We start from the raw sequence: 25,300 nt of genomic DNA on the forward strand, positions 1-25,300 counted from the left end.
AAGAGGCGATGAAGGGATGCTCAGAGGCATCCCTTCAACGTGCGCGTCAGCGGCGAGGAGGGTCGTCGCGCCCCGGCTTCCGCGAGTCGCCCGGCCCGTCGCCGTTGCGACGCAGGTAGCGCTCGAACTCCCGCGCGATGGCATCCCCCGATGCATCCGGTGAATCCCACGTGTCGCGGGTGGCCTCGAGCTGCCGGATGTACTCGCGCATCTCGTCGTCATCGGCTGCAGCGGCGTCGATGGTCGCCTCCCACGTGGCGGCCTCGGCGGCCAGCTCGCCCCGCGGCACAGGTGCGCCCGTCACATCCTCGAGTCGGTCGAGAAGAGCCAGACTGGCCTTGGGGGAGGGCGTGTGCCCTGCGACGTAGTGCGGCACGCTCGCCCACAGCATGGCGGAGGGGATGCCGGCGGCCTCCGCGCCGGCGGCGATCACGCTCAGGATGCCTGTCGGTCCCTCGTATGTGCTGCGCTCGAGGTCGAGCGACGTGCGCAGCGCCTCGCTCTCGCTCGATGCGAAGACCGAGATCGGCCGTGTATGCGGCACGTCGGACATCATCGATCCCAGCCCGACGAAGCCCGTGATGTCTTCGCGGAGGGCGACGTCGATGATCTCGGCGGCGAAGCCCTGCCAGGCACGCGCCGGCTCGGCGCCGGTCAGCAGCCACAGCTGGGGCCCGCGTCGCGACTTCGCGGGACGCAGGATCGTCGCCTCCGGCCAGCGGAGCGTGCGGTGGCCCTCTGCGTCCAGGGCGACGACCGGCCGCGTGTACTGGTAGTCGAAGTACAGCTCGGGGTCGACGCCGAAGACTCTCTCGTACGAGCCCTGGTCGCGCATCAACGCCACAGCCGACGTCGCGGCCTCTCCCGCGTCGTTCCAGCCGTCGAAAGCGGCGACGAGGATCCGTCGGCCGAGTCCATCCACACGAGCTCCTCCCGTTTCCTCCCAGGATAGGCCCGCCCCCGCGCGGGCGGGCGGAGCGAGGGCGCACATCGGACCGGTCGGTAGAGTCGTCTCGTGACAACGCCCGGCCTCGCCGCCGTCCTGTGGGACATGGACGGCACCCTCGTCGACACCGAGCCGTACTGGATGGCAGCCGAAGGAGAGCTCGTCGAGAGCTTCGGCGGCACGTGGACGCACGAGCAGGCGCTCGGCCTCGTCGGAGCCGGCCTCGAGGACGGCGCGCGGGTGCTCCAGGCCGCCGGCGTACGGATGGCCGAGGAGCACATCGTGCAGTGGCTGACCGATCAGGTCATGACGCAGTTGGAGAACGAGCGCGAGGCAGGGGGCCGAGACCCGTTCCGTCCCGGTGCGCGCGCGCTGCTGCGCAGTCTGAAGGATGCCGGCATCCCGACCGGCCTCGTCACGATGTCGCGACGCCGCATGGCCGACATCATCGTCCAGCGCATCGGCTTCGACGCCTTCGACGTCGTCCTGGGCGGGGACGATGTGACGCGGCCCAAGCCCTACCCCGATCCCTACCTGCTGGCGTGCGAGGCCTTGGGCGTTCGCTCCGCCGACGCCGTCGCGATCGAGGATTCGCCGAACGGCCTGCGCTCCGCGGTGGCCTCGGGCGCCGTGAGCCTCGGCGTGCCGCTCGCCCTCTCGCTCGAGGGCGTCGGCGCCCACGAGCTGTGGCCGACGCTCGACGGACGGACGGCAGACGATCTCCGGGCGCTGCACGCCCGTCACGTCCGAGAGGAGCGCACCCGCGCATGACTGACACCGACCTGCGCCCGCGCGGGCCCTTCCGCTTCGGCGACCGGGTCCAGCTCACCGGCCCCAAGGGGCGCCTGCACACGGTCACGCTCCGCGAGGGCGGCGAGCTGCACACCCACCACGGCGTGCTGCGCCACGAGTCGCTCATCGGGCTTCCCGACGGCTCGGTCGTCGCGAACAGCTCGGGCATGGAGTACCTCGCCCTGCGCCCGCTCCTGCGCGACTTCGTGATGTCGATGCCGCGTGGCGCGGCGATCGTCTATCCGAAGGATGCGGGGCAGATCGTCGTGCAGGCCGACATCTTCCCCGGTGCGGTCGTGGTCGAGGCCGGCGTCGGCTCCGGGGCCCTCTCGCTCTCCCTTCTGCGCGCGGTGGGCGACGAGGGGCGGCTCGTCTCGTTCGAGCGCCGCGACGAGTTCGCCGACGTGGCGCGCGCGAACGTCGAGACGTTCATGGGCGGGATGCCGGGCAACTGGGATGTGGTCGTCGGCGACCTCGTCGAGGCCCTGCCCCGCACGCTCGAGCCCGCATCCGTCGATCGCGTGGTGCTCGACATGCTCGCTCCGTGGGAGTGCATCGACGTCGTCGCAGATGCGCTCGCGCCGGGCGGCGTCGTGATCTGCTACGTCGCCACCGCGACCCAGCTCAGCCGTGTGGCGGAGTCCATCCGCGGCACCGAGCTGTTCACGGAGCCGCAGGCCAGCGAGACCATGGTCCGCGGCTGGCATGTCGAAGGTCTCGCGGTGCGCCCCGACCACCGCATGGTCGCCCACACCGGGTTCCTCATCACGGCGCGCCGGCTCGCACCGGGCGCGATGCCGCCCGATGTGCGCAAACGCGCGGTGAAGAAGGCCTCGTACGGCGACGAGGACGTTGAGCTGTGGACACCGGGAGCCGTCGGCGACCGCACCATCACGGACAAGAACCTGCGCAAGCGCGTCCGCGAGGCCCAGCGCGCCGCGGACGGCGCGCGTCTGGCGGCAGGGGTCCCGGGCGACGACGAGCTCACGTCGGACTCATAGGGTCGCGCCGCCTAGACTTTTCCGGTGCGAACTCTGCCTGCTGTCCTCGCCGTCATCGGCCTCTCCGCCCTCGCCCTGACCGGCTGCGCGTCCGGCACGACCGCCGCCTCGTGCCCGACCCCCTCGTCGGTCGGCGACGCCGCCGGCCTGATCGACGTCAGCGGAGCGGTCGGCTCGAAGCCGACGGTGCGCATCGGCACTCCGTTCCACACCTCCGACACGTCGTTCACGACCGTGGAGACGGGCAAGGGCACGCCCATCACGGCGGACGACCAGCTCGTCGTCCTCGGCATCACCGTCGTGAGCGGCGCCGACGGCAAGGTGCTCGGCACCACCGCGTACGGCGACCTGTCGCAGGTTCAGCCGCTGTCGTTCTGGACGAAGATCCTGCCCGGAATCCGCGACGCGGTGCAGTGCGCGACCCCTGGCACCCGTGTCGCCGTGGCGCTCCCGCCGAAGGGCGTCTCCGCGGACTCGGGCCTCGCCCTGGGCTCGCACGATTCCTCGGTCGCCGTCATCGACGTCGAGAAGGTCTACTTGACCAGGGCCGACGGGGCGGACCAGTACAACGCCGGCTTCGGACTGCCCGTCGTCGTCCGCACAGACAGCGGCCGCCCGGGCCTCATCGTCCCCGACGGATCCGCACCGAACGACCTGGTCGTCCAGACGCTGAAGAAGGGCGACGGCGCTGCCGTCACCGGCGCGGAGCCCGTGCGCATCCATGCCCTCGAGGTGACATGGGACGACAAGAAGGTCGTCAACACGACGTGGGACAACGAGCCCGAATCGGTCGACCTCTCCAGCGTCTCACCTGATCTCGCCAAGGCGCTGAAGGGTGCCACCGTCGGATCGCAGGTGCTCGTCGTGGTGCCCGCGAGCAAGGACGGCGCGTCCAGCGGCGACCAGAAGCAGGCGCACATCTACGTCATCGACATCCTCGGTCTGGACGTCGCAGCCTCGAGCTGACACCCGACGCGCGCGAACCTCCCGACGGAGACCTGCGGTCGATAGCTCGCCCATAGGATGGGGTTCGTGGCGACGAACACGGCTCCCGAGGAGCGCCTGCTCAATCTCGTGGTGGCCCTCATGGCCACCGAGCAGGGGCTCACGAAGGACACCATCCTCGAGTCGGTCTCCGGCTATCGCGAGCAGTCCGAGGGCGGCGCCGGCCGGGACGCGCTGGAGAAGATGTTCGAGCGCGACAAGGAGAGTCTGCGCAGGCTCGGCGTGCCGATCGAGACGATCGGGGATGCCGCGGACCCGGACGATCTGCGCGAGGCCCGTTACCGCGTGCCATCGGGGGAGTACGAGCTGCCCGTCGACATCGACTTCACGCCCGCAGAGATCGCCCTGCTGAACCTGGCCGGGAGCGTGTGGGGCGAGGGATCGTTGTCGGATGAGGCCCGCAGCGGCCTGCGGAAGATCCGGGCACTCGGCATCAGCGTCGACGAGCCGATCATCGGATACGCCCCGCGCATCAGCCTGCGCGACCCCGCTTTCGCGCCGCTGCAGCAGGCCATCGAACAGTCACGTGTCGTCACCTTCCCGTACCTCAAGCCGGGCGAGCCGTCGCCGCGGGTGCGCCGGATCCGTCCCCTCGCGCTCGTCGACTACGAATCCCGGTGGCACGTGTACGGCTACGACCTCGTCGCCCAGGCGGACCGCACGTTCCTGCTCTCGCGCATCGTCGGCGACGTCGTCATGACCCGCGAGGGATTCGACCCTGCGCAGCGCGAGGGCGCGGGGGACCGGGCCCTGAAGGGGCTCGAGGCGGTCGCCGCGCGCATGTCGGCCCTGCTCGAGGTGAACCCGGGAACCGAGGCAGCGCTGCGGCTCGGCCGTCGCGCGATGCCGGCGGATCAGGGCATCCGCGTGAACTACGTCGACGTCCACATCCTGGCCGATGAGCTCGCCTCGTACGGCCCGGAGGTCCGGGTGGTCGAGCCCCTCGAGCTGCGCAACGAGGTCGTCCGTCGCCTGCGCGCGACGCTGGCCGTACACACGGGGAGCGCCGCATGAGCCCGCGTCCCGCTCAGGCGTCCGCGCGCGCCGCCCTGATGCTGCAGCTCGTTCCCTACCTCGTCGCGAAAGAGGAGGTGTCGATCGCCGAGGCGGCCGCCGACTTCGACGTCTCGAAGGAGCAGATGCGCGCGATGGTGCGCCAGCTCACCATGATCGGCCGCCCCGGGGATGCGGGGTACTGGCAGATGCCGAACGACCTGTTCGACATCGACTGGGAGCTGCTCGACGAGCAGGACGCCATCGTCATCACCAACACCGTGGCCCTCGAGCGCGCGCCGAAGCTCACGGCCCGCGAGGCCGCCGCCCTCCTCGCCGGTCTGCAGCTCGCCCGCTCGCTGCCGGGCGTCGACTCGAGCGGGGTCGTCACCGGTCTCCTCGCGAAGCTGTCCAAGGGAGCGGCCAGCGCTCCTGCGGAGGTCATCGTCGTGCCGCCCCCGGTCGACGCCGTCCGCGTCGCCGTCGATGAGGCGCTGCGCTCCGGCGTCGCGCTCTCCTTCACGTACAAGGCGCCGGATGCCGCGGCCACCACGCGCACTGTCGACCCGGTCAAGGTGCACATCGCGAACGGCGAGTGGTACCTGCAGGGCTGGTGTCACCTCCGTCAGGCCATGCGCACGTTCCACCTCGACCGCGTGAGCGATCTCGAGCTCACCGACATCCCGATCACGCACGGCGACGAGAGCGTGCCCGCGCTCTTCTCGCCCGGCGAGAACGACATCGATGTCCGCGTGCGGTTCGCCGACGACGTCGCGCCGCTGCTCGGCGACTATCTCGACCGGGCGATCCTGGAGTCGGCGGGTGGCATCACCACGGCGACGCTGCAGGTCGCGGATGAGCACAGCCTCAAGCGCCTCGCCGCTCGACGCGGGGGAGCGGTGGAGATCGTGTCGCCGCCCGCCGCCCGCGCGGCAGCCGCTGCCTGGGCCGAGGCCGGACTCGCCCAATACCGCTGAGACTCGCGGACAGCTGTTGCGCACCGTATTAGACTGAGCTCAAACGACTTGGAGGTCTCACCATGGGCGCATTCGGATGGCCTCACCTGCTGATCATCCTCGCCGTCATCATCCTGATCTTCGGCGCGGCGAAGCTGCCGGCGCTGGCGAAGAGCCTCGGGCAGTCGGCGCGGGTGTTCAAGGGCGAGATGAAGGCCATGAAGGAAGAGGACTCCGCGACGACGGCCTCGAAGACCGAGCAGCCGAACGCGGACGACGCGGCGAAGGCTTCGGTCGACTCGGGCAAGCCCGCCGAACCCAACTCCTGACGCTCGTGGCCACGGCTGGTACCTCCCAGCTCAGCGAGCCGGAGGCACATCGCAACGAGAAGCGGATGTCTCTCGTCCAGCATCTCGTAGAGCTGCGCAAGCGACTGTTCATCGCTGCCGCGGCGCTGATCGTCGGCATGGTGATCGCATTCATCGTGTCGGGGCCGATCATCGATCTCCTCTCATGGCCGATCCAGCAGATCGCGAATGAACACGGACACCACCTCACCGCCCTGAACTTCACGACGGTCTCGAGCGGGTTCGATCTGCACATGCGCATCGCCTTCGCGATCGGCCTGCTGATCTCAGCCCCCATCTGGCTCTGGCAGATCTGGGCATTCATCATGCCGGGCCTGACGCGCAAGGAGATCCGTTACACCATCGGGTTCCTTGCGGCGGCGGTCCCGCTGTTCGCGGCGGGCCTGTTCGTCGGCTGGTGGATCATGCCGCACATGGTCATCCTGATGTCCAACTTCGTGCCCGAGGGCAAGGGCATCTCGCAGTTCTACGACTACTCGACCTACTACGACTTCGTCTTCAAGCTGCTGCTCGTGATCGGGGTCTCCTTCGTCACCCCGGTCTTCCTCGTGGCGCTGAACCTCGCGGGCATCGTGTCCGGGCGCGGCATCCTCAAGGCGTGGCGTGTCGCCATCATCGTCATCGCGATCTTCGCGGCTGCGGCGACGCCAGCGGCGGACGTGACCTCGATGCTCCTCCTCGGCGGAATCCTCGGGGTCCTCTACTTCGCCGCGGTGGGCGTCTCGATGCTCTTCGACAGACGCAAGCGCAAGCGTGACAGCCTGATCCTGCCGCCGGAGCCCGCGGGGTGAGTTCCCCGTCCGAGAGGTATGCCGAGGCTCGTGAGGTCGCAGCGCATCCCGTGTCGGCGGCGTTCGCGGAATCTCAGCGGTTCTCCCTCGATCCCTTCCAGATCGAGGCGTGCCGGGCTCTGGAGGACGGGCGCAGTGTGCTCGTGGCCGCACCGACCGGCGCCGGAAAGACGATCGTCGGCGAGTTCGCCATCCACCTCGCGATGCGGGAGCTCGATGAGAAGGCGTTCTACACGACACCGATGAAGGCGCTCTCGAACCAGAAGTTCCGCGAGCTCGTCGACGTCTATGGGGCCGAGGATGTGGGCCTGCTCACAGGCGACACGAACATCAACGGCAATGCGCGCATCGTCGTCATGACGACCGAGGTGCTGCGGAACATGCTGTACGCGGACTCGCCCGCCTTGCGCGGGCTGCGGTTCGTCGTGATGGATGAAGTGCACTACCTCGCCGACCGGTTCCGCGGCGCCGTGTGGGAGGAGGTCATCATCCACCTCCCGTCCGCCGTGCGGCTGGTGTCGCTGTCGGCCACGGTCTCCAACGCGGAGGAGTTCGGCGATTGGCTCGACACGGTGCGCGGCGACACCGAGGTCATCGTCTCCGAGACGCGGCCGGTCCCTCTCGAGCAGCACGTGCTGGTCCGCAGCGACCTCCTGCCTCTGTTCGACGACCGTGCCGGCGTGGCGACCGCGCGCGTGAATCAGGAGCTCATGCGCATCCGCTCGTTCAAGGGGCAGACCTACGACAGCAACCGGCGCGCCCAGGCGTCGAACAGCGCGCGCCATGCCGGCTACGAGGCGGCGCGGCATCGGCCGAACAAGGGTGGCAAGCGACCCGTGCGTTCGGCCAATGTGAGCCGCATCGAGCGGCTCGACCGTCCCGACGTGGTGGAGCTGCTGAGTCGGGCGAACCTTCTGCCCGCGATCTTCTTCATCTTCAGCCGCGTGGCGTGCGACGCCGCTGTGCAGCAGGTGCGCCGCGCCGGACTGCGACTGACGACGCCGGAGGAGCGGGCCGAGATCCGCGCGATCGTCGACGAGCGCACGCGGATGCTACTCGATGAGGACCTCGCGGTCCTCGGGTACTGGGAGTGGCTGGACAACCTCGAGCGCGGCGTCGCCGCGCATCACGCCGGGCTCTTGCCCGCATTCAAGGAGGTCGTCGAGGAGCTCTTCCAGCGCAAGCTTCTGAAGGCCGTGTTTGCGACCGAGACGCTCGCCCTCGGCATCAACATGCCCGCGCGCACCGTGGTCCTGGAGAAGCTCGAGAAGTTCAACGGCGAGGCGCGGGTCGCCATCACACCGGGGGAGTACACCCAGCTCACGGGCCGCGCCGGCCGCCGCGGCATCGACGTCGAAGGCCACGCGGTCATCCAGTGGACCGAGGGCCTCGACCCGCAGGCGGTGGCCGCCCTCGCCTCCCGTCGCACGTACCCGCTGAACTCGAGCTTCCGGCCGACGTACAACATGGCCGTGAATCTCATCGAGCAGTTCGGACGCCCGCGGGCGCGCGAGATCCTCGAGTCGTCGTTCGCGCAGTTCCAGGCCGACCGCGCCGTCGTCGGCCTCGCCCGCCAGGTCCGGGAGCAGGAGGAATCGCTCGCCGGATACGCGGAGGCGATGAGCTGCGATCGCGGCGATTTCGCGGAGTACTCCGGGATCCGTCGCGAGCTCGGCGACCTGGAGAAGATCAACCGCAAGGACGCGAACGCCTCCCGCTCCACGCGCGACGCCAGGCAGAAGCAGATCGCCACACTGCGGCGACGGATGCAGCGCCACGCGTGCCATTCCTGTCCCGACCGCGAGAACCACGCGCGCTGGGCCGAGCGGTACTGGAAGCTGCGCCGAACCGCCGATCGCCTGCGGCAGCAGATCGAGACGCGCACCGGCACCGTCGCCCGGGTCTTCGACCGGGTGGTCGAGGTGCTCGGCGAACTCGGCTACGTCGAAGGCACGGGGGCCGCGACACGGGTCACGGCATCCGGTGCGACGATGCGGCGCATCTACGGCGAGCGCGACCTGCTGGTGGCCGAGTCTCTGCGGCTCGGGATCTGGAATCGATTGGATGCCGCATCCCTCGCCGCGATCGCGTGCTGCCTCGTCTATGAACCGCGGCGGGACGGGGACGGCCCCGGGGCGAACGGTCTTCCGCGCGGCCCGTTCCGGGCCGCGCTCGTCGCGACGCAGGATCTCTGGCAGGAGCTCGACGACCTCGAGCGCGACCACCGCCTGCCCGGCTCGAACACCGTGGCGACCGGGCTCGCGACAGCGATGCACTCTTGGGCACGCGGGATGCCGCTCGACCGTGTGCTCATCGAGGCCGACATGGCGGCGGGCGACTTCGTACGCTGGGCGAAGCAGACGATCGACCTGCTCGACCAGCTCTCGCTCGTCGCGCAGACGGCGCTGGCCACCACCGCGCGCACGGCGCTCGACGAGGTGCGGCACGGCATCGTGGCGTACTCCTCGTTGTGAATCCCGCGCATTTCTCGGTGGCTTAGGCTCGATCCGTGCCGCCGTCCCGCCCGTTCCTCCCCCTGTGGGCGGCGATCCTCAGCGCGATCATCGGCGGCCTCGCCCTGACCACGGCCTTCCCGAACCTGGCGTGGTGGCCCATGTCGTTCGTGGGTGTGACGCTGGGGCTGCTCAGCCTCATCGGGCGGACCGTCTGGGGCTCCATACTCGTGGGCTTCCTGTTCGGACTCGCGTTCTTCCTCGTGAATGTGTCGTTCACGGCGCGGTACCTCGGCCCTGTGCCATGGCTGGCCCTTGCGGTCCTGGAGGCGACCCTCACAGCCATCGGCTCGATCCCGATCGCCATGGGCTACCGTTGGCTGCCGCGCGTGATGCCGGGCACATGGTCGCGCCTCATCGCCTTGCCGCTTCTCGTGGCCGGGCTCTGGACGACACGCGAGCAGTTCGTCGGAGCGTGGCCCTACGGCGGATTCCCCTGGGGGCGCATCGGACTCACGCAGTCCAACAGTCCGCTCGCGCACCTCGCCTCCTGGGTCGGCGTGTCCGGCCTGACGTTCCTCATCGTGGCGCTGTGTGCGGGGACCATCGAGTACGCCCGGATGCGATCGCCGCGCGATCTGCGCACCGCCATCCCGGTCGTGGCGCTGATCGTCGTCCTGGTCGCCGTGCCGCAGTTCCCGACGACCGCCGCGGGCACCATGCGCGTCGGCGCCGTGCAGGGCAACGGGCCGTCCGGCTATTTCGACAAGCATGACGACTACGCGGTCCTGAACGCTCAGGTCGCGGCATCCGAGCCGCTCTTCGGCAAGAAGCTCGACCTCCTCGTCTGGCCCGAGGGCGGCATCGACTACGACCCCACGCAGGACGAGCCCACCGCCACTGTGCTGAATGAAGTCCAGCGGAAGGCCGGCGCGCCCTTCCTCGCGAACGGCATCGTCCAGAAGGGTGACGAGTACTTCAACACGTCGTTCCTGTGGCAGGCGGGCGCGGGGATCACGCAGTCGTATGCCAAGCGGCATCCCGTGCCGTTCGGGGAGTATGTGCCGGACCGATGGCTCTACGGTGCGCTCGCACCGGATCTCATCAACCTCATCCAGCGCGAGTACACTCCGGGAATCGACCCCCCCTACGTGCGTGCGGGCGGCGTCGGCATCGGGCTCGCGATCTGCTTCGACGTCATCTACGACGATGTGATCTGGGACGGCGCCCAGGCCGGGGCGGAGTTCTACGCGTTCCAGACGAACAACGCCGACTTCCGCGGCACCGACGAGAACCTGCAGCAGCTCGCGGTCGCCCGGATGCGCGCGATCGAGACCGGCCGCTCGGTCGTCAACATCTCGACGGTCGGCACGAGTCAGGTCATTGCGCCCGACGGCGGCACGATCCAGAGCCTGCCCGCCGACACGGCGGGCCACCTGCTGGCCGATGTGCCGCTGCGGACCGGACTGACGCCCGCCGTCCTCCTCGGATCATGGGTGCAGATCATCCTCGGATGGGGAAGCCTGGCGCAGCTCATCGCACTCGGGGTCATCGTCTACAGGCGGAACGCGAAAACGCCGGCTCCCGAAGGAACCGGCATCGCGCTGCAACCCTGAGTCAGGCGCTGATCTTCTCCGCGGTGACGTCCTCACCGGCGCCGCGACGCGCGCGAACATACGCGAGCCGCTCCTCGAGGAGCTCCTCGAGTTCCGGGAGCGTGCGGCGCTCGAGCAGCATGTCCCAGTGGGTACGGGGCGCCTTGTCGTCGCTGTGGTCGACCGTGATGGTCGTGTCACCGACGCGCCGGGCGGCCTCAGCACCACAGGTGCGGCACTCCCAGGTATCGGGCACCTCGGCGTCGGCGGCGAACGTCAGGGTGGTGTCGCGCCCGCACGCGGTGCAGGTGTAGGTGAACTGCGCGCGCTCGTGGAACACGACGCCGTCTTCGCTCTGAAGGCTCTGGGCGCCGAGTCGAATGCCGCGCAAGCTGCGGTCTGCCATTGTGTGGTCCTCTCCTCGCTCATCAGGTATAACGAGGCGACCTGGACGGATCATCCGAACCGGCCCCTCACCGGGAGGTTTCCCAGACGATGCTCAGCGGGGTGAGCACCGGCACCCGGATTCGGCGGCTCGGCAAGGAGGCCGGACGAGTTCGCCATCGTCGTCGAACGCATTCGGCATCGTCGTCACGCGTACTCGGCAGCCACCGCGAGACCGACATCAGCGCGGTCCGTCACCAGGCCGTCGACGCCGAGCGAAAGGAGACGCTGCATGTCCTCCCGATCGTTCACCGTCCACACATGGACCTCCACGCCGTGGCGGTGCGCAGCATCCACGAACCGGCGCGTCACGATGCGCACGGCACCGCGCCGTTCCGGCACCTGCAGGGCGTCGAGGCCCGACAGGGCACGGGTGAGCAGGCGATCGGACCTGACGGCGACGGCCCCGACGACGCGGGCGATCGTGCGCGACCCCGCGGAGGTCGCAGGAAGGATGCCGTGCCCCGACGCTGCAACGGCGCCGAGCACTCGGATGCGGCGCTGGTCGGAGAAGCTGGCGACGAGCACACGGTCGGCACAGGGGGCGATGTCGCGCGCCATCTGCTCCTCGACACCGTCGGCCTTCGCATCGAGGTTGAAGCGCACGGTCGGAAACGCCTCGAGTGCCTGGGTGAGCGTGATGAGCCCGCCCCGCGCGGCCATCAGGCCGTCGAGCTCGCCGAGCTCCACGTCGGCGATCCGGCGCGGGTCGCCCGTGATGCGCGTGAGGGTGTCGTCGTGGAAGAGCACCACGTGCCCGTCCGCCGTCAGATGGCAATCCGACTCGACGTACGTGGCTCCTGCCGCGTGCGCTGCAGCCACGGCGGCGAACGAGTTCTCCGCGATCCCTGCCGCGGAGCCCTCGGAGGTGACGAGCCCGCGATGCGCGAGAATCCGCGGGCGGGAGGCGCCCGCGAACCAGGGATGCGTCACTGAGCCGGAGAAGCGGGGGGCGCGGCGGGTGCCTCCGGAGCCGGCGGAAGCGCCGGCTCGTCGGTCGCCACGGCCAGGGAGGCCGTGCGTGCGGCTGCTCGCGACGCCGGCGCGGCCGCGGGCACGAAACCGGGGGAGTCGGATCCCTTGCCGATGAAGCTGGCACTCAGCCCCTTCAGCGCCTCGGTGAACTCACTCGGGATGATCCACAGCTTGCTCGAGGCGCTGTCTGCGATCTTCGGCAGCGTCTGGAGGTACTGGTAAGCGAGAAGCTTGTCGTCCGGGTTGCCGATGTGGATGGCGTTGAAGACCGTCTCGATCGCCTTCGCCTCACCCTCTGCGCGGAGCACCGCGGCCTGCTTGTCGCCTTCGGCGGTCAGGATCACGGCCTGCCGATGCCCCTCCGCCTCCAGAATCGCGGACTGCTTCGTGCCCTCTGCCGTCAGGATCAGGGCACGCCGGTCGCGCTCTGCACGCATCTGCTTCTCCATGGAGTCCTGGATGCTGTGGGGCGGGTCGATGGCCTTCAGCTCCACGCGCGAGACACGGATCCCCCACTTGCCGGTGGCCTCGTCGAGCACGATGCGGAGTTGTCCGTTGATCTCATCGCGGCTCGTCAGCGCCTGCTCGAGATTCAGCCCGCCCACGACGTTGCGGAGCGTGGTGGTCGTGAGCTGCTCCACGGCACCCAGGTAGTTCGCGATCTCGTACGTCGCGGCGCGCGCATCCGTCACCTGGAAGTAGACGACGGTGTCGATGGACACGACGAGGTTGTCTTCGGTGATGACCGGCTGTGGCGGGAAGGACACGACCTGCTCGCGCATGTCGAGGAGGGGCCGGAGCCTGTCGATGAACGGAATCAGCAGGTTCAGACCGGGGGAGAGGGTCTTGTGGTAGCGGCCGAGGCGCTCGACGATGCCCGCCGTCGCCTGGGGGATGATCCGGACCGAGCGGAAGATGACGACGAAGACGAAGATGACGATCGCGGCAGCGAGCAGCCAGCCGATCGCCGTCGGGATGATGGCGTCGGGATTCATGCGTCGACCTCCGGGGGCGCGGTTACGGCGGAAATGACGGAGACGTAGGCGATGGCTCCGTCGATGCGGTCGACACGCACGGACGTGTCGACCTGGATCTCGGAACCGGACGCCGTGGTCCTCGCCGACCAGGTGTCACCGTTGGAGAGCTTCACGAGACCGCCCAGAGCTGTGACCGTCGAGGAAACCCGGCCCGGCATCCCGATGAGGGCTGCGACGTTCGACGGCGTCGGATCCTCGCCGCGCCGCAGGCGCCGCAGCAGCGGCGGCCGGAGTCCGAAGATCAGGAGTGCCGCAACGATGGCGGCGATCAGGACCTGCAGCCAGATCGGGGCACCGAACAGATCCGCGATCAGGCCCGCCACGCCACCCACCGCGAGCATCAGGAACGTGAACGTGAGAGTGAGCATCTCGATCACGAGGCAGGCGGCGATGAGGACGATCCAGCCGATCCACGCGAACTGCCCTATTGCGGTGAAGACATCCACGACGACCTCCTGGACTGAACATTACACGCGCGCCGGGACACGGGATCCGAGGCTGTGGATAACGGGCTGTGAACCCGATTGGTAGGGTCGATCCGTAGCCCGCGGACCTCGGCGGGACCACGCATCCGCCCCGCTCCGGAGGGCGGGAAGCACGACAGGAGAACCCGTGACCGACTCGCCGACCATCCTCGAACCCGGTTCGCTCGACGGGAAGGTCGCGCTTGTCACAGGCTCCTCCCGCGGCATCGGCGCGGACACCGTCCGCTACCTCGCCGAGGCCGGCGCCAACGTCGTCATCAACTACCGCAACAAGGCTCCGCGCGCCGAGAAGCTCGCGGCCGAGGTCCGCGAGATGGGCGTGCAGGCCCTCGTCGTCGGCGCCGATCTCACCGACCCGATCTCGGTGGGCGGCATGATGGCCCAGATCGAGCAGCTGTTCCGCAAGCTCGACATCCTCGTGCTGAACGCGTCGGGCGGCATGGAGAGCGGCATGGCCGAGGACTATGCGCTGCAGCTGAACCGCGATGCGCAGCTTCGCGTGCTCGGTGCGGCGCTGCCCCTCATGCGCCCGGGCTCGCGCGTGGTGTTCGTCACGAGCCACCAGGCGCACTTCATCCGCACCACGCCGACGATGCCGGAGTACGAGCCGGTGGCGCTGTCGAAGCGAGCCGGCGAGGATGCCCTGCGCGAGCGGATCCCCGCTCTCACCGAGGCGGGCGTCGAGTTCGTCGTGGTGTCCGGCGACATGATCGAGGGCACGATCACCGCGACCCTCCTCGAGCGCGCCAACCCCGGCGCCATCTCCTACCGCCGCGAGGAGGCCGGGCGCCTCTACAACGTCGCCGAGTTCGCCGCAGAGATCGCGCTTGCCGCGGTCGAGCCCATCCCGGAGGACAACACGCGCCTCGTCGGCGACACGAGCTCCTTCATCGCGGACTGAGCCGTGCGCGCTGAGGACATCGAGACGCTGATCTCGGTCGGCCGCCCGCAGGTGGCACCCGACGGATCGTTCGCCGTGTTCGCGACGTCGAGGCCCGACATCGAGGCGAATCGCTCCGTCGGGCAGCTGTGGCGCGTCGAGCTGCCCGACGGCCGGCCGCGACGTCTCACGCGCGGCGTCGCCGACGCCTCGCCTCGCCTGTCTCCCGACGGCGGGCGCATCGCCTTCCTCCGCGCAGACGGCAAGGGCCGCGCGCAGATCTTCGTCGTGGGTGCGGGCGGCGGCGAGCCGGTCCAGGCGACGGATGCGCCCGCGAGCGTGACCGAGTTCGCCTGGTCGCCCGACGGCGCGATGCTCGCGTTCGTCGCACGTGTTCCCGAGAACGGCCGCTACGGAACCGTAGAAGGTCTGGATGCGGCGGCCGAGGCGCCGCGGCGGGTGACCGGCATCCGCTGGCATGCGAACGGACTCGGCTACATCGCCGACCGCCCCGCGCAGGTCTTCCTGATCGCAGCACCCGACCTCGACGCGGAGCCGTTGTACGAACCGGCACCGGCGCTCCGTGCTGAGGACGCGGAGGCCGCCGGACGGCGGGTCGTCGCGGCCGAGGCGAGGCAGCTGACCGAGGGGGAGGTGTCCCATGCCGGCGTGGCCTTCACCGCGGACGGATGGGAGATCCTCACGATCGCGGGCGAGATCGAGGAGCGCGAGCCCGATCTGCGCACGCGCGTCATCGCTCTGCGCATCGACAGGTCCGGGCAGCGCGAGGTGGTCGGACGCGAGGCGAACCTGTCGGTCAACGCCGTCGCGGTCGGCCCCGACGGCACGATCGCCCTTCTGGCGGAGGATGTCGGCCCTGGCGGCATCGACTTCATCGCGCCCGCGAGCGCGCTGTGGGTCGTCGAGACGACGGGTCCGCGCCGACTGACCGACCCCGAGACGCTCGACCTCGGCGAGGTCGGCAGCCACATCGGATTCGTCGGCTCCGACTTCCTGCTGCAGAACCGCACACGCGGGCGCGTGGAGCTCGTGCGGGTCACGCGCGAGGGGGAGGTGTCCACGGTCCTCGACGGCGACGTGGAGGTCACCGGCCACGGTGCCGGGGGAGACCGCATCCTCGCCGCCGTCGCAGGACCCGACTCGTTCGGCGAGCTCGTGCTCGCTCGTCACGGCACGCTGACGTCGTTCGGTGATGCGGCACAGTCGTCTGGTATCGCCGAACCGCGCGAGCTCGTCGTCACCGGTCGCGACGGCTACCCGATCCACGGCTGGGTCGCGACCCCAGACGGCGAGGGGCCGTTCCCCGTCATCCTGCAGATCCACGGCGGGCCCTACGCGTCCTACGGCGTGCACCTGTTCGACGAGACGCAGGTGCTCGTGGACGCCGGGTACGCCGTCGCGTACTGCAACCCGCGCGGGTCCGCCGGCTACGGACGCGATCACGGCCGTGCCATCCGTCAGGCGATGGGCACGGTGGACTTCGCCGACGTCATCGACTTCTTCGAGGGCGCGGTCGCCTCGGACGAGCGCATCGACGGCACGCGAGCGGGGATCATGGGCGGTTCGTACGGCGGATACCTGACGGCGTGGGTGATCGCGCACGACCACCGCTTCGCCGGCGCCATCGTGGAGCGTGGCTTCCTCGATCCGGCGACCTTCCAAGGCACGAGCGACATCGGCACATTCTTCGGCGACGAGTACGTCGGCGTCGCGCCCGACGACATCGCGCGCCAGAGCCCGATGGCGGTCGTGGACCGGGTGATGACGCCGACACTCGTGCTGCACTCGGAGCTCGACTTCCGCTGCCCGCTCGAGCAGGCGACGCGGTACTACGCGGCGCTCAAGCGCAGCGGCGTCGACGCCGAGATGCTGATCTTCCCCGGCGAGAACCACGAGCTGACCCGCGGTGGCCAGCCGCGCCACCGCGTGCAGCGGTTCGACGCCGTGGTGGGATGGTGGTCACGCCACCTGCCGGTCGAGAACGCGTCGTAAGCGCGCCGGCCGGATGCCCGGACGCGTGAGCGACCGGGAGGCTTTCCGGGGCGCCCGTTGAGGATGCGATGACTCAGAACAGCGTGCGGATGGTGAACGCCCGCACGATGTTCATGATGCCGAGGACCACCAGCAGCACCCCGAGCACCCACCACAGTGCGAGCGTGGCGGCGATCGGTGCGACGAGCACCACGATGCCTGCGATGACGCTCAAGATGGCGAATGCGATCGACCAGCCCCGCGAAGGCGCATCCCCGAGAGTCGACAGCGAGACGATGCCCTCGACGATCCACATGATGCCGATCAGGATGCCGAGCAGCCGCAGCGGCGACCCGTTCGGCGACGTCAGGTTGATGAGTGCGATGACGCCGACGACGAGGCACACGAGCGCCAGCACGATGTGACCCAGTCGGGCCCAGCCGCGGGTATTTCGCGAGAAGATCCCGATCGCGAGGTACACGAGACCGGCGGCGATGGCATAGCAGGCGACGATGGCGGCGACGACGAGGATCGTCTTTCCTGGCCACGACAGGATCAGAATCCCGGCGATGACGGCGAGCACGCCGCCGACACCGAGGGATCTGCGGATGCGGGTCGCAGCGGCCTCGCCGCGCTCCTGGGCAGTGGACATGGCAGCCCTTCAGAGATTCGGGTGGAGTGCGAGACGGGCGCCCGGGAATTCTCCCGGACGCCCGTCTGACGGCGCCTGGATCAGGCCTTGCGTGCGAATGTGAACGCGCGGACGAGGTTCACGATCCCGAGGACGATCAGCGCGATGCCGAGGATCCACCAGAGGATCGCCACTCCCCACACGGGCGAGAAGATCAGGAAGATGCCCGCGATGATGCTGATGATCGCGAAGATGATCGTCCAGACCTTCGAGGCCGCGTCGCCGAGCGTCGTGAGCGAGACGATGCCCTCCACGATCCACATGACGCCGACGAGGATGCCGATGAAGAACGCCAGCCAGAGCGTCGCCTGGTTGAGGTTCGCGAACGCGATGACACCGGCGACGATGAACACGATCCCGAGCAGGATGTGGCCGATGCGCGGCCACGCCCGCATCCCACGCGAGAAGATGCCGAGACCGGCGTAGACGAGGCCGCCTACGATCGCGTAGATCGCGATCAGGATGGTGACGACCGAGGCCGACTTCGCCGGCCAGACGAGGATGGCGATGCCGAGGAGGATGGCGAGGATGCCGCCGATGCCGAGCGCGGTGCGCAGGCCGTTGACGGCAGACTTCTCATCCGCGGTGAGATCAGACATGATGACCCCTTCCCTGAGAGATTGCTGAACACGGAACTGCGCTAACCATAGCGCGATCCGATGACGCGGGATCCGTGTTCCCGCGCGTGTCGTCGCCGCGCTCGGATCCCGTGAGCGGGTACCGGTGGGCGCGCATGCCCGCTACGGTGAGCGTGCGCGGCGAAGCCGCGAGGCGAGGAGGGTCTGTCATGGCTGTCGTGTCACGAGGGTTCGGTGCCCGCCGTCGGGAGAGCGATCCGCATCTGCCTCCCGGGCAATACCTGACCGAGGACTTCCCGGTGCTCTCCGCCGGCCCCACCCCGCGCATCGACCGTGCGACGTGGCGATTCGAGCTCCGCGAGGGGTCGGAGCTGCTCGCACAGTGGTCGTGGGACGAGTTCCTGGCACTCGGGGTCGAGGACATCCGCACCGACATCCACTGCGTGACGCGCTGGTCGAAGCTCGGCACCTCCTGGCGCGGCGTGTCGATCGACAGGCTGCTCGCGGGGGTCGAGTCCACAGCTTCCTACGCGATGGCCCATTCGTACGGCGGATATACGACCAATGTGCCCCTCGCCGAGATGCGCGACGGGCGGGCTTGGGTCGCCTTCGAGTTCGACGGCGCACCGCTCGATCCGGAGCACGGCGGACCGGCGCGGCTGCTCGTGCCGCACCTGTACTTCTGGAAGAGCGCCAAGTGGGTCCAGGGTCTGACACTGATGGATCAGGATGCGCCCGGCTTCTGGGAGCAGAACGGGTACAACATGCACGGCGACCCGTGGACGGAGGAGCGGTACTGGTGATCGCGGGGGACTGGCGCGCGGCGACGGTGGCCTCAGTGACGATGGCGACGCCCTCGGCCCGCGTGCTGCGGCTCGAGGTCCCCGGATGGCCGGGAAGCGCGGCCGGCCAGCACATCGACCTGCGACTGACCGCGGAGGACGGCTACCAGGCCGTGCGCTCGTATTCGCTGGGATCGTACGGCGCGGGCACCCTGGTCGAGATCGCGGTCGACGAGGTCCCCGACGGCGAGGTGTCGCCCTACCTCGTGCGCGATGTCCAGCCGGGGGACGAGCTGGAGGTCAAGGGACCACTCGGCGGCTACTTCGTCTGGCGTCCCGCCGATGCCGGGCCGGTGCAGCTCATCGCGGGCGGTTCGGGCGTCGTGCCGCTGGTCGCGATTGCGCGGGCGGCGACGGATGCGGGGGCCGCAGCATCCTTCCGTCTGCTGTACTCCGTGCGCCGGACCGAGGACGCGATATATCGCGATGAGCTCACGCGCGGCGCCCAGGGCGGGGGAGTACCGGTGACCTGGGCCTACACGCGCGCCGCGCCGCCCGGGTGGGACGGCGACGTCGGACGAGTGGATGGCGTGCGCCTGCGCGCATCCGTCTGGCCGGCCGAACAGAGTCCGCTGGTCTACGTCTGCGGGCCGACGGGCTTCGTCGAGCATGTCGCGGATGCGCTCGTCGAGCTGGGTCATCGGCCGACGGATATCCGCACCGAGCGATTCGGAGGGGCATCGTGAGCGAGCACGACGAGCAGGCGATCGTCGACGGGAACGCGATCGCGGGCCTTCTGTCGGAAGTGTTCGCGGGGGACGCGACGATGTTCGTCGGAGTGTGCGGGGGTTGCGGAGCGGTTTCCGTCCTCGCTGAGGCCGTCGTCGAGATGGACGATGCCGCCGCCATCGTGCGCTGCCGCAGCTGCACCCACACACTGTTCACCGTGCTGCACGACGGCGACTCCATCCGCGTCGTCATCGGCGCGCTCCACGAACTGCGTCCGAGCTGAGCGGTCGCCCGCCCCTCTAGAGTGAACCGCATGGCCTCGGACTTCGCCGCAGACATACACGATGCGATCCGCGTGGAGGGCGCCCGCGAGCACAACCTCAAGGACGTCAGCCTCTCGATACCCAAGCGCAGATTGACCGTGTTCACCGGCGTCTCGGGCTCCGGCAAGAGCTCGCTCGTGTTCGCCACGATCGCCGCCGAGTCGCAACGGCTCATCAACGAGACGTACAGCGCGTTCGTGCAGGGCTTCATGCCGTCGCTCGCGCGGCCGGATGTCGACGTGCTCGAGGGCATCACCACGGCGATCCTCGTGGACCAGGAGCGGATGGGCGCGAATGCGCGGTCCACGGTCGGCACGGTGACGGATGCGAACGCCATGCTCCGGATCCTCTTCAGCCGCCTGGGTGAGCCGTTCGTGGGCTCACCGCAGGCGTTCTCGTTCAACATCCCGACCGTGCAGGGCAAGGGCGCGATCACGGTCGGCGGCGTCACGACCCGGCGCACGTTCAGCCAGACCGGCGGGATGTGCCCGCGCTGCGAGGGCATGGGGACGGTGTCGGATGTCGACATCCACCAGCTTTTCGATGAGACGAAGTCGCTCGACGACGGAGCGATCACGATCCCGGGCTACACGGCGGGCGGGTGGTCGGTGCGGCTCTACGCCGAGTCCGGGTTCGTCGACGCGGGCAAGCCGATCGGGGAGTACAGCGAGAAGGAGCTGCACGACTTCCTCTACAAGGAGCCGACGAAGGTCAGGATCAACGGCATCAACCTCACCTACGAGGGGCTGGTGCCACGCATCCAGAAATCGATGCTGTCGAAGGATGTCGACTCCCTCCAGCCGCACATCAGAGCCTTCGTGGAGCGAGCCGTGGCGTTCGCGACCTGCCCCGAGTGCGGCGGAACCCGCCTGAACGAAGGTGCGCGGTCATCCAAGATCAAGGGGATCAGCATCGCGGACGCCTGTGCGATGCAGATCAGCGACCTCGCCGCCTGGGTCGCCGCTCTGGACGAGCCCACGGTCGCGCCGCTGCTGGCCTCCCTCCGTCAGCTGTTCGACTCGTTCGTCGACATCGGTCTCGGGTACCTCTCGCTCGATCGCCCGTCCGGGACGCTGTCCGGGGGAGAGGCGCAGCGGACCAAGATGATCCGACACCTCGGCTCGTCCCTCACCGACATCACCTACGTGTTCGACGAGCCGACGGTCGGGCTGCATCCGCACGACATCCAGCGCATGAACGAGCTGCTCCAGCAGCTACGCGACAAGGGGAACACCGTGCTGGTCGTCGAGCACAAGCCCGAGGCGATCGAGATCGCGGACCACGTGGTCGATCTCGGGCCCGGGGCGGGGTCAGATGGCGGCACGATCTGCTTCGAGGGGACCGTCGACGGGCTGCGCGCCAGCGGCACCGTGACCGGACGCCACCTCGACGACCGTGCGCAGCTGAAGCCCTCCGTACGTCCGCACAGGGGTGCCATCGAGGTGCGCGGCGCCTCGACGCACAACCTGAAGGCGGTCGACGTCGACGTGCCGCTCGGCGTGCTCACGGTCGTCACCGGAGTCGCCGGCTCGGGCAAGAGCTCGCTCATCCATGGATCGGTCGCCGGTCGCGAGGGCGTGGTGGCCATCGACCAGTCCGCGATCCGCGGCTCGCGGCGCAGCAATCCGGCCACATACACGGGGATGCTCGAGCCCATCCGCAAGGCGTTCGCCAAGGCGAACGGGGTCAAGCCGGCCCTGTTCAGCGCCAACTCCGAGGGCGCATGTCCGAACTGCAACGGCGCCGGGTTCATCACGACCGACCTCGGGCCCATGGCATCCGTCGAGACGGTGTGCGAGGTGTGCGAAGGCAAGCGGTTCGACGCATCCGTCCTGGAATACCGGCTCGGCGGCAAGGACATCAGCGAAGTGCTGGCGATGTCGGTCGCCGAGGCCGCAGAGCATTTCGCAAGCGGCGAAGCGAAGACGCCGGCTGCGCACACGATCCTGTCGCGACTGTCGGACGTCGGCCTCGGCTATCTGCAGATCGGTCAACCGCTGACGACGCTGTCCGGCGGCGAGCGTCAGCGGCTCAAGCTCGCGACGCATCTCGGCGAGAAGGGCGGCGTGTACATCCTCGACGAGCCGACGACCGGTCTGCACCTCGCGGACGTCGATCAGCTGCTCGGCCTGCTGGATCGTCTCGTCGACTCGGGCAAGACCGTCATCGTGATCGAGCACCACCAAGCCGTCATGGCGCACGCGGACTGGATCATCGACATCGGACCCGGCGCCGGCCATGACGGCGGCCGGGTCGTCTTCGAGGGAACCCCGGCCGATCTCATCGCCGACCGGTCGACGCTCACAGGCCAATTCCTCGCGGAGTACGTCGGGGCCTGAGCCTGGGGGAGCGGGGGCGAGAGCGTGCGCGCGCCCCCTCGCTCCCGGCGGTCAGGTGGACAGGAGGGTCGGCAGATCAAGGAATGGCGAACTGCCGCCCATCAGGGTGAGCTGGCGGGCGAACATGTCGATCTCCGTCGCTCCGAACGAGTCGCGCCAGCCGTCGACGTACCGATCGAAGTACCCCGCGCTCACCCTCAAGAGGTCGTCGCCCCTTTCGGTCCGATGAATTCTGACGGCGCGTCGATCATGCGGATCAGCCTCGCGGCGCACGTATCCGAGCGCTTCGAGCGACTGCAGCCTCTGCGCAGCCGCCTGTTTGCTGATCGACAGCCGGTGCGCCAGTTCGTTCACGGTCGGCGCATCCTCCGCGATCGCCTGGAGGGCGAATCCGTGCACCGGGCGTGCATGGGGATGACCGTGATCGGCGAGGTAGTGATGCAGGCCGCTGATCATCGCATTCAGTGCTCCCGCCAGGAGCAGCGGTATCCGCCAGCCCGGCTCGATCGGAGAACCGTCGTCGCCTGTCGTCACGCGCCGCTCCCTCTCTGCTAGAGTTAGACAAGCCCCTTGTCTATTGGAGTCATCATCTCACCTTCACACGAATCCCGCACCACCGTGACGCCTGGCGCCGAGAGGGCCAGATCGGACACCCATTCGCCGGCTGCGGCCATGCCGCGGAATCCACTCGCACCGACCGGCAGGTTCGGGACGGACGGGTTCGTCCTGCGGCCGATAGCGGTGCCATCGAGCGGCAGCACTCAGCTGGCGATCTGGCACGTTGAGGCCCCACCCGGCACGAGCAGTGCGGTTCACAGCATGAGTCGCGAAGAAGCCTTTCTCGTCACCAGCGGCGAGATCGTCGTCGTTCTGCAAGGACAGCGCGTGCGAGCCAGAGCGGGAGAAGCGATCCTTGTCCCGCCGGCTACGGAACTTCGCGTCTTCAACGACACGAGCGAGCCGGCGACTCTGAGCGCCGTCACGACGGTCGGAATGCGGGTGACCATGCAAGGACGCACGTTCGACCCGCCCTGGGCACAGTGATGGATGCTGTGGCATCGACGCCGCAATGCGACACGGAGAATGCCTCGCACACTCGCCGATAATGCACATTATGTCAGCTCAGACTGACACACCCTCTCCCTCGTGGCCCACAACCGCGCGATCCTCGTCTACGGTCTTCGCCCGTCAGACGACGTCAACGTAGATCACTTCGACGGCGTTGTTGCCATAGCCGAGCCGGTTCCATTCCGGCACTTCGGGTTGCACGTTGCCGGCCGCGTCGGTGGCCCGCACCCGCAGGGTGTGGCGTCCGATGGACGCGTCCCAGTCGAAGCTCCACTCCTGCCAGTGGTACGGGCCGGTCGGCGGTGCGAGGGCGGCCGCGTGCCATTCTCCGGCGCCGGTGAGGCTGACTTCGACGCGTGTGATCGGTCCGGTGCCCGACCAGGCCTTGCCGCGCACGATGGTCGGCCCGGCCGGGATGACCGATTCCGGTTCAGGCTCGGTGAGCCGCGCCCTCACCCGCATGAGGGCGACCGGTTCGTGCGGGCGGTCCGGCCATTCGTAGATGTAGTGGCCGGTCTGGAACTCGCCGGCGAACGGCTCAGTGAGCACGTCGATTCGCTTGAGCCACTTCACCGATGCGACCGCGTACCAATGCGGCACGACGATCCGGAAGGGGGCCCCGTGGTCGCGGCCGAGCGGCTGCCCGTTCATCTCATACGCGATGAGGATCTCCGTGTTGGGGTCCGTGGCAAGGCCGAGCGGCAGCGCTCGCTCGAATCGCAGGTCCTCGCGGTCGATGTCGGTGAGCACAGGGTTCAGATGGTAAGCGCCGTGGTCGGCGCCCGTGAACAGCACGTCGACGCCAACGGCGGCGGGCGCGGCCTGCGCCAGCACATCGCTGAGGAGGGCGCCCTTCCAGCGCGCCGTCGACACGGCGTAGTCGCCCCAGGGCTCCCCCGTCGGCAGGGGTCGCATCTGCAGACGCCCATTCCCGGCGCATTCCAGCGTCACCGCATGTTCATGCGCGGGGAATGCGAGCAGGTCGTGGAGCGTGAGCGTGAGCGGGTGATCGACCGCGCCGGCGATCTGCAGGGTTCCGTCGTGATCCGGCAGGGAGAAGTTGCTGCGGACGTAGTGGTACTCGGTCGGGGTGATCTCGCCGACGAGTGCCGCCGGGGGTGCTTCGGCGTTGTACGGCGTCGGGTTGATCAGCTGCAGTCCCGCTCGCGCCGTCCTGAGGTCTTCTGTCGCATCCATGGCTGGCTCCCCTTCGTATTCGATCAGAAATCGGCGTCGCGAAAGTCGGGGTCGCGATCGTCGTTGAAGGCACCGATGCCCTCGGCGCGGTCGGGGTGGATGGCGGAGCGCCAGTGCGCATCCAACATGATCGCGATCGCCTGCTCCGTGGGCTGTCCTTCGCCGAGCTGCACCGCGCGCTTCACGGCCTGAACAGCGGTCGGCGAGTTGCTCGAGATCCTCTGCGCGATCCGCATCGCGGCATCGACGAGTCCGTCCTGCGGATGGATCTCGTTGACCATTCCGAGCCTGTGTGCCTCGGCCGCGCTGATCGGGTCGCCGGTCATCAGCATCTGCATGGCCCTGCCGCGCCCGAGAAGACGCGGCAGGAACACCGGCGAGCCGCCACCCGCGGACAGCCCGATCATCGCCTCCGGCTGCCCGAAGGTGGCGTTCTCGGAGGCGATGATGAAGTCGCAGCTCTGCGCGAGCTCACTGCCCCCGCCGTACGCGATGCCGTTGACGGCCGCGAAGATGGGCTTGCGCAGCTGTCGCACCGTGTAGAGCGTTCGGTCGAACGCCTGACGCTGGCGCAGCCAGTCCTGCTTCGTCATCTGATTGCGCTGCCGCAGGTCGCTCCCGACTGAGAACGCCCGCTCCCCCGCACCGGTCAGGATGACGACCCGCACCACGGTCTTCACGGCGACTTCCTCCACCGCCTCGGTCAGGCGGGCGCCCATGTCTGTGGTGATCGCATTGTCCGCGTGCGGCCGGTTCAGAGTGATCACCGCAATGCGTCCATCGTCGCGGTACTCCAGCAGAACCGACGATTCGGGCTCTTGTGCATCGGCGGCCGGCACCGGGAAGTCGAGGCTCGTCCAGCGGTCGGTCATCGCGATGT

The 25,300-nt window shown here is 68.9% G+C and carries 26 protein-coding genes; 16 read left to right on the plus strand and 10 right to left on the minus strand.

Annotated elements, in window-relative coordinates; genetic code table 11:
- Positions 1-46 precede the first annotated feature (46 nt).
- Positions 47-922, minus strand: a complete 876-nt coding sequence (locus AC0NZN_RS00755) for a PAC2 family protein (protein ID WP_474590358.1) — start codon at positions 920-922, stop codon at positions 47-49.
- Positions 923-1,015: 93 nt separating this feature from the next.
- Between AC0NZN_RS00755 and AC0NZN_RS00760 the strand changes: the two genes are divergently transcribed.
- The 9 genes from AC0NZN_RS00760 (at position 1,016) to lnt (ending at position 10,921) form a co-directional block, all read left to right on the plus strand.
- Positions 1,016-1,717 (plus strand): HAD family hydrolase, encoded by a 702-nt coding sequence (locus tag AC0NZN_RS00760; RefSeq protein WP_474590359.1) that lies wholly within the window; start codon positions 1,016-1,018, stop codon positions 1,715-1,717.
- Positions 1,714-2,739 (plus strand): tRNA (adenine-N1)-methyltransferase, encoded by a 1,026-nt coding sequence (locus AC0NZN_RS00765; protein WP_474590360.1) that lies wholly within the window; start codon positions 1,714-1,716, stop codon positions 2,737-2,739. Before AC0NZN_RS00760 ends, AC0NZN_RS00765 begins: the two co-directional genes overlap by 4 nt.
- Positions 2,740-2,763: 24 nt before the next feature.
- The gene (locus AC0NZN_RS00770; protein ID WP_474590361.1) at positions 2,764-3,705 is read left to right on the plus strand and encodes an FKBP-type peptidyl-prolyl cis-trans isomerase; all 942 of its coding nucleotides are present in this window, start codon (positions 2,764-2,766) and stop codon (positions 3,703-3,705) included.
- A gap of 57 nt (positions 3,706-3,762) precedes the next feature.
- A complete protein-coding gene (locus tag AC0NZN_RS00775) occupies positions 3,763-4,758 on the plus strand; it encodes a helix-turn-helix transcriptional regulator (RefSeq protein WP_474590362.1) in 996 nt (331 codons plus the stop codon).
- A complete protein-coding gene (locus AC0NZN_RS00780) occupies positions 4,755-5,714 on the plus strand; it encodes a helix-turn-helix transcriptional regulator (protein WP_474590363.1) in 960 nt (319 codons plus the stop codon). The genes AC0NZN_RS00775 and AC0NZN_RS00780 overlap by 4 nt, the downstream gene beginning before the upstream one ends.
- A 62-nt stretch (positions 5,715-5,776) precedes the next feature.
- Complete coding sequence (gene tatA, locus AC0NZN_RS00785; RefSeq protein WP_474590364.1) at positions 5,777-6,022, plus strand: Sec-independent protein translocase subunit TatA; 246 nt, start codon at positions 5,777-5,779, stop codon at positions 6,020-6,022.
- Positions 6,023-6,087: 65 nt separating this feature from the next.
- Complete coding sequence (gene tatC, locus AC0NZN_RS00790; RefSeq protein ID WP_474590365.1) at positions 6,088-6,852, plus strand: twin-arginine translocase subunit TatC; 765 nt, start codon at positions 6,088-6,090, stop codon at positions 6,850-6,852.
- Complete coding sequence (locus AC0NZN_RS00795; RefSeq protein WP_474590366.1) at positions 6,849-9,326, plus strand: DEAD/DEAH box helicase; 2,478 nt, start codon at positions 6,849-6,851, stop codon at positions 9,324-9,326. Before tatC ends, AC0NZN_RS00795 begins: the two co-directional genes overlap by 4 nt.
- Positions 9,327-9,361: 35 nt before the next feature.
- Positions 9,362-10,921 (plus strand): apolipoprotein N-acyltransferase, encoded by a 1,560-nt coding sequence (gene lnt / locus AC0NZN_RS00800; protein WP_474590367.1) that lies wholly within the window; start codon positions 9,362-9,364, stop codon positions 10,919-10,921.
- A 1-nt stretch (position 10,922) separates the two neighbouring features.
- On the opposite strand, the gene AC0NZN_RS00805 is transcribed toward lnt, so the two are convergent.
- From AC0NZN_RS00805 to AC0NZN_RS00820, 4 genes are all read right to left on the minus strand, one after another.
- Entirely contained in the window at positions 10,923-11,306 is a 384-nt protein-coding gene (locus tag AC0NZN_RS00805; RefSeq protein ID WP_474590368.1) for an RNA polymerase-binding protein RbpA, read from the minus strand.
- A 185-nt stretch (positions 11,307-11,491) separates the two neighbouring features.
- On the minus strand, positions 11,492-12,277 hold the full coding sequence (locus AC0NZN_RS00810; RefSeq protein WP_474590369.1) for a glycerophosphodiester phosphodiesterase family protein: 786 nt from the start codon (positions 12,275-12,277) through the stop codon (positions 11,492-11,494).
- Positions 12,274-13,314, minus strand: a complete 1,041-nt coding sequence (locus AC0NZN_RS00815; RefSeq protein ID WP_474590370.1) for an SPFH domain-containing protein — start codon at positions 13,312-13,314, stop codon at positions 12,274-12,276. The genes AC0NZN_RS00810 and AC0NZN_RS00815 overlap by 4 nt, the downstream gene beginning before the upstream one ends.
- Positions 13,311-13,802, minus strand: a complete 492-nt coding sequence (locus AC0NZN_RS00820) for an NfeD family protein (RefSeq protein ID WP_474590371.1) — start codon at positions 13,800-13,802, stop codon at positions 13,311-13,313. Before AC0NZN_RS00820 ends, AC0NZN_RS00815 begins: the two co-directional genes overlap by 4 nt.
- Positions 13,803-13,968: 166 nt before the next feature.
- Between AC0NZN_RS00820 and AC0NZN_RS00825 the strand changes: the two genes are divergently transcribed.
- Positions 13,969-14,742 carry an SDR family oxidoreductase gene (locus AC0NZN_RS00825; protein ID WP_474590372.1) on the plus strand — a complete coding sequence of 258 codons (774 nt, stop codon included), beginning with the start codon at positions 13,969-13,971 and terminating at the stop codon, positions 14,740-14,742.
- Between the two features lie 3 nt (positions 14,743-14,745).
- Positions 14,746-16,734: a S9 family peptidase gene (locus AC0NZN_RS00830; RefSeq protein WP_474590373.1), complete on the plus strand. Its 1,989-nt coding sequence runs from the start codon at positions 14,746-14,748 to the stop codon at positions 16,732-16,734.
- A gap of 73 nt (positions 16,735-16,807) precedes the next feature.
- On the opposite strand, the gene AC0NZN_RS00835 is transcribed toward AC0NZN_RS00830, so the two are convergent.
- Entirely contained in the window at positions 16,808-17,365 is a 558-nt protein-coding gene (locus tag AC0NZN_RS00835; RefSeq protein ID WP_474590374.1) for an HdeD family acid-resistance protein, read from the minus strand.
- A gap of 80 nt (positions 17,366-17,445) precedes the next feature.
- Positions 17,446-18,003 carry an HdeD family acid-resistance protein gene (locus tag AC0NZN_RS00840; RefSeq protein ID WP_474590375.1) on the minus strand — a complete coding sequence of 186 codons (558 nt, stop codon included), beginning with the start codon at positions 18,001-18,003 and terminating at the stop codon, positions 17,446-17,448.
- Between the two features lie 188 nt (positions 18,004-18,191).
- Here AC0NZN_RS00840 and AC0NZN_RS00845 point away from each other — a divergent pair, with 188 nt between their 5' ends.
- From AC0NZN_RS00845 to AC0NZN_RS00860, 4 genes are read left to right on the plus strand one after another with little or no spacing between them, the layout of a single operon-like run.
- Positions 18,192-18,785 carry a sulfite oxidase-like oxidoreductase gene (locus AC0NZN_RS00845; RefSeq protein WP_474590376.1) on the plus strand — a complete coding sequence of 198 codons (594 nt, stop codon included), beginning with the start codon at positions 18,192-18,194 and terminating at the stop codon, positions 18,783-18,785.
- Positions 18,782-19,510: a ferredoxin reductase gene (locus AC0NZN_RS00850; protein WP_474590377.1), complete on the plus strand. Its 729-nt coding sequence runs from the start codon at positions 18,782-18,784 to the stop codon at positions 19,508-19,510. The genes AC0NZN_RS00845 and AC0NZN_RS00850 overlap by 4 nt, the downstream gene beginning before the upstream one ends.
- Positions 19,507-19,776, plus strand: a complete 270-nt coding sequence (locus AC0NZN_RS00855; protein ID WP_474590378.1) for a DUF6510 family protein — start codon at positions 19,507-19,509, stop codon at positions 19,774-19,776. Before AC0NZN_RS00850 ends, AC0NZN_RS00855 begins: the two co-directional genes overlap by 4 nt.
- A 30-nt stretch (positions 19,777-19,806) precedes the next feature.
- Entirely contained in the window at positions 19,807-22,155 is a 2,349-nt protein-coding gene (locus AC0NZN_RS00860) for an ATP-binding cassette domain-containing protein (protein ID WP_474590379.1), read from the plus strand.
- Between the two features lie 51 nt (positions 22,156-22,206).
- On the opposite strand, the gene AC0NZN_RS00865 is transcribed toward AC0NZN_RS00860, so the two are convergent.
- Positions 22,207-22,689 carry a MarR family winged helix-turn-helix transcriptional regulator gene (locus tag AC0NZN_RS00865; RefSeq protein WP_474590380.1) on the minus strand — a complete coding sequence of 161 codons (483 nt, stop codon included), beginning with the start codon at positions 22,687-22,689 and terminating at the stop codon, positions 22,207-22,209.
- A 138-nt stretch (positions 22,690-22,827) separates the two neighbouring features.
- On the opposite strand from AC0NZN_RS00865, the gene AC0NZN_RS00870 reads away from it, so the two are divergent.
- Positions 22,828-23,199 (plus strand): cupin domain-containing protein, encoded by a 372-nt coding sequence (locus AC0NZN_RS00870; RefSeq protein WP_474590381.1) that lies wholly within the window; start codon positions 22,828-22,830, stop codon positions 23,197-23,199.
- Positions 23,200-23,343: 144 nt separating this feature from the next.
- On the opposite strand, the gene AC0NZN_RS00875 is transcribed toward AC0NZN_RS00870, so the two are convergent.
- On the minus strand, positions 23,344-24,420 hold the full coding sequence (locus tag AC0NZN_RS00875; protein ID WP_474590382.1) for a sulfite oxidase: 1,077 nt from the start codon (positions 24,418-24,420) through the stop codon (positions 23,344-23,346).
- 23 nt (positions 24,421-24,443) lie between these two features.
- Positions 24,444-25,292, minus strand: coding sequence for an enoyl-CoA hydratase/isomerase family protein (locus AC0NZN_RS00880; RefSeq protein WP_474590383.1), 849 nt, complete (start codon positions 25,290-25,292; stop codon positions 24,444-24,446).
- Positions 25,293-25,300 lie beyond the last annotated feature (8 nt).

The organism is Microbacterium sp. sgz311019 (genome assembly GCF_056135325.1).

Bases quoted from the DNA above. Each gene is read 5' to 3' on its own strand.
- tatC (WP_474590365.1), top strand. From the start codon at position 6,088: ATGTCTCTCGTCCAGCATCTCGTAGAGCTGCGCAAGCGACTGTTCATC.
- AC0NZN_RS00780 (WP_474590363.1), top strand. From the start codon at position 4,755: ATGAGCCCGCGTCCCGCTCAGGCGTCCGCGCGCGCCGCCCTGATGCTG.
- AC0NZN_RS00815 (WP_474590370.1), bottom strand. From the start codon at position 13,314: ATGAATCCCGACGCCATCATCCCGACGGCGATCGGCTGGCTGCTCGCT.
- AC0NZN_RS00775 (WP_474590362.1), top strand. From the start codon at position 3,763: ATGGGGTTCGTGGCGACGAACACGGCTCCCGAGGAGCGCCTGCTCAAT.
- AC0NZN_RS00765 (WP_474590360.1), top strand. From the start codon at position 1,714: ATGACTGACACCGACCTGCGCCCGCGCGGGCCCTTCCGCTTCGGCGAC.
- AC0NZN_RS00875 (WP_474590382.1), bottom strand. From the start codon at position 24,420: ATGGATGCGACAGAAGACCTCAGGACGGCGCGAGCGGGACTGCAGCTG.
- AC0NZN_RS00860 (WP_474590379.1), top strand. From the start codon at position 19,807: ATGGCCTCGGACTTCGCCGCAGACATACACGATGCGATCCGCGTGGAG.
- AC0NZN_RS00840 (WP_474590375.1), bottom strand. From the start codon at position 18,003: ATGTCTGATCTCACCGCGGATGAGAAGTCTGCCGTCAACGGCCTGCGC.
- AC0NZN_RS00835 (WP_474590374.1), bottom strand. From the start codon at position 17,365: ATGTCCACTGCCCAGGAGCGCGGCGAGGCCGCTGCGACCCGCATCCGC.
- AC0NZN_RS00845 (WP_474590376.1), top strand. From the start codon at position 18,192: ATGGCTGTCGTGTCACGAGGGTTCGGTGCCCGCCGTCGGGAGAGCGAT.
- AC0NZN_RS00880 (WP_474590383.1), bottom strand. From the start codon at position 25,292: ATGACCGACCGCTGGACGAGCCTCGACTTCCCGGTGCCGGCCGCCGAT.
- tatA (WP_474590364.1), top strand. From the start codon at position 5,777: ATGGGCGCATTCGGATGGCCTCACCTGCTGATCATCCTCGCCGTCATC.
- AC0NZN_RS00870 (WP_474590381.1), top strand. From the start codon at position 22,828: ATGCCGCGGAATCCACTCGCACCGACCGGCAGGTTCGGGACGGACGGG.
- AC0NZN_RS00805 (WP_474590368.1), bottom strand. From the start codon at position 11,306: ATGGCAGACCGCAGCTTGCGCGGCATTCGACTCGGCGCCCAGAGCCTT.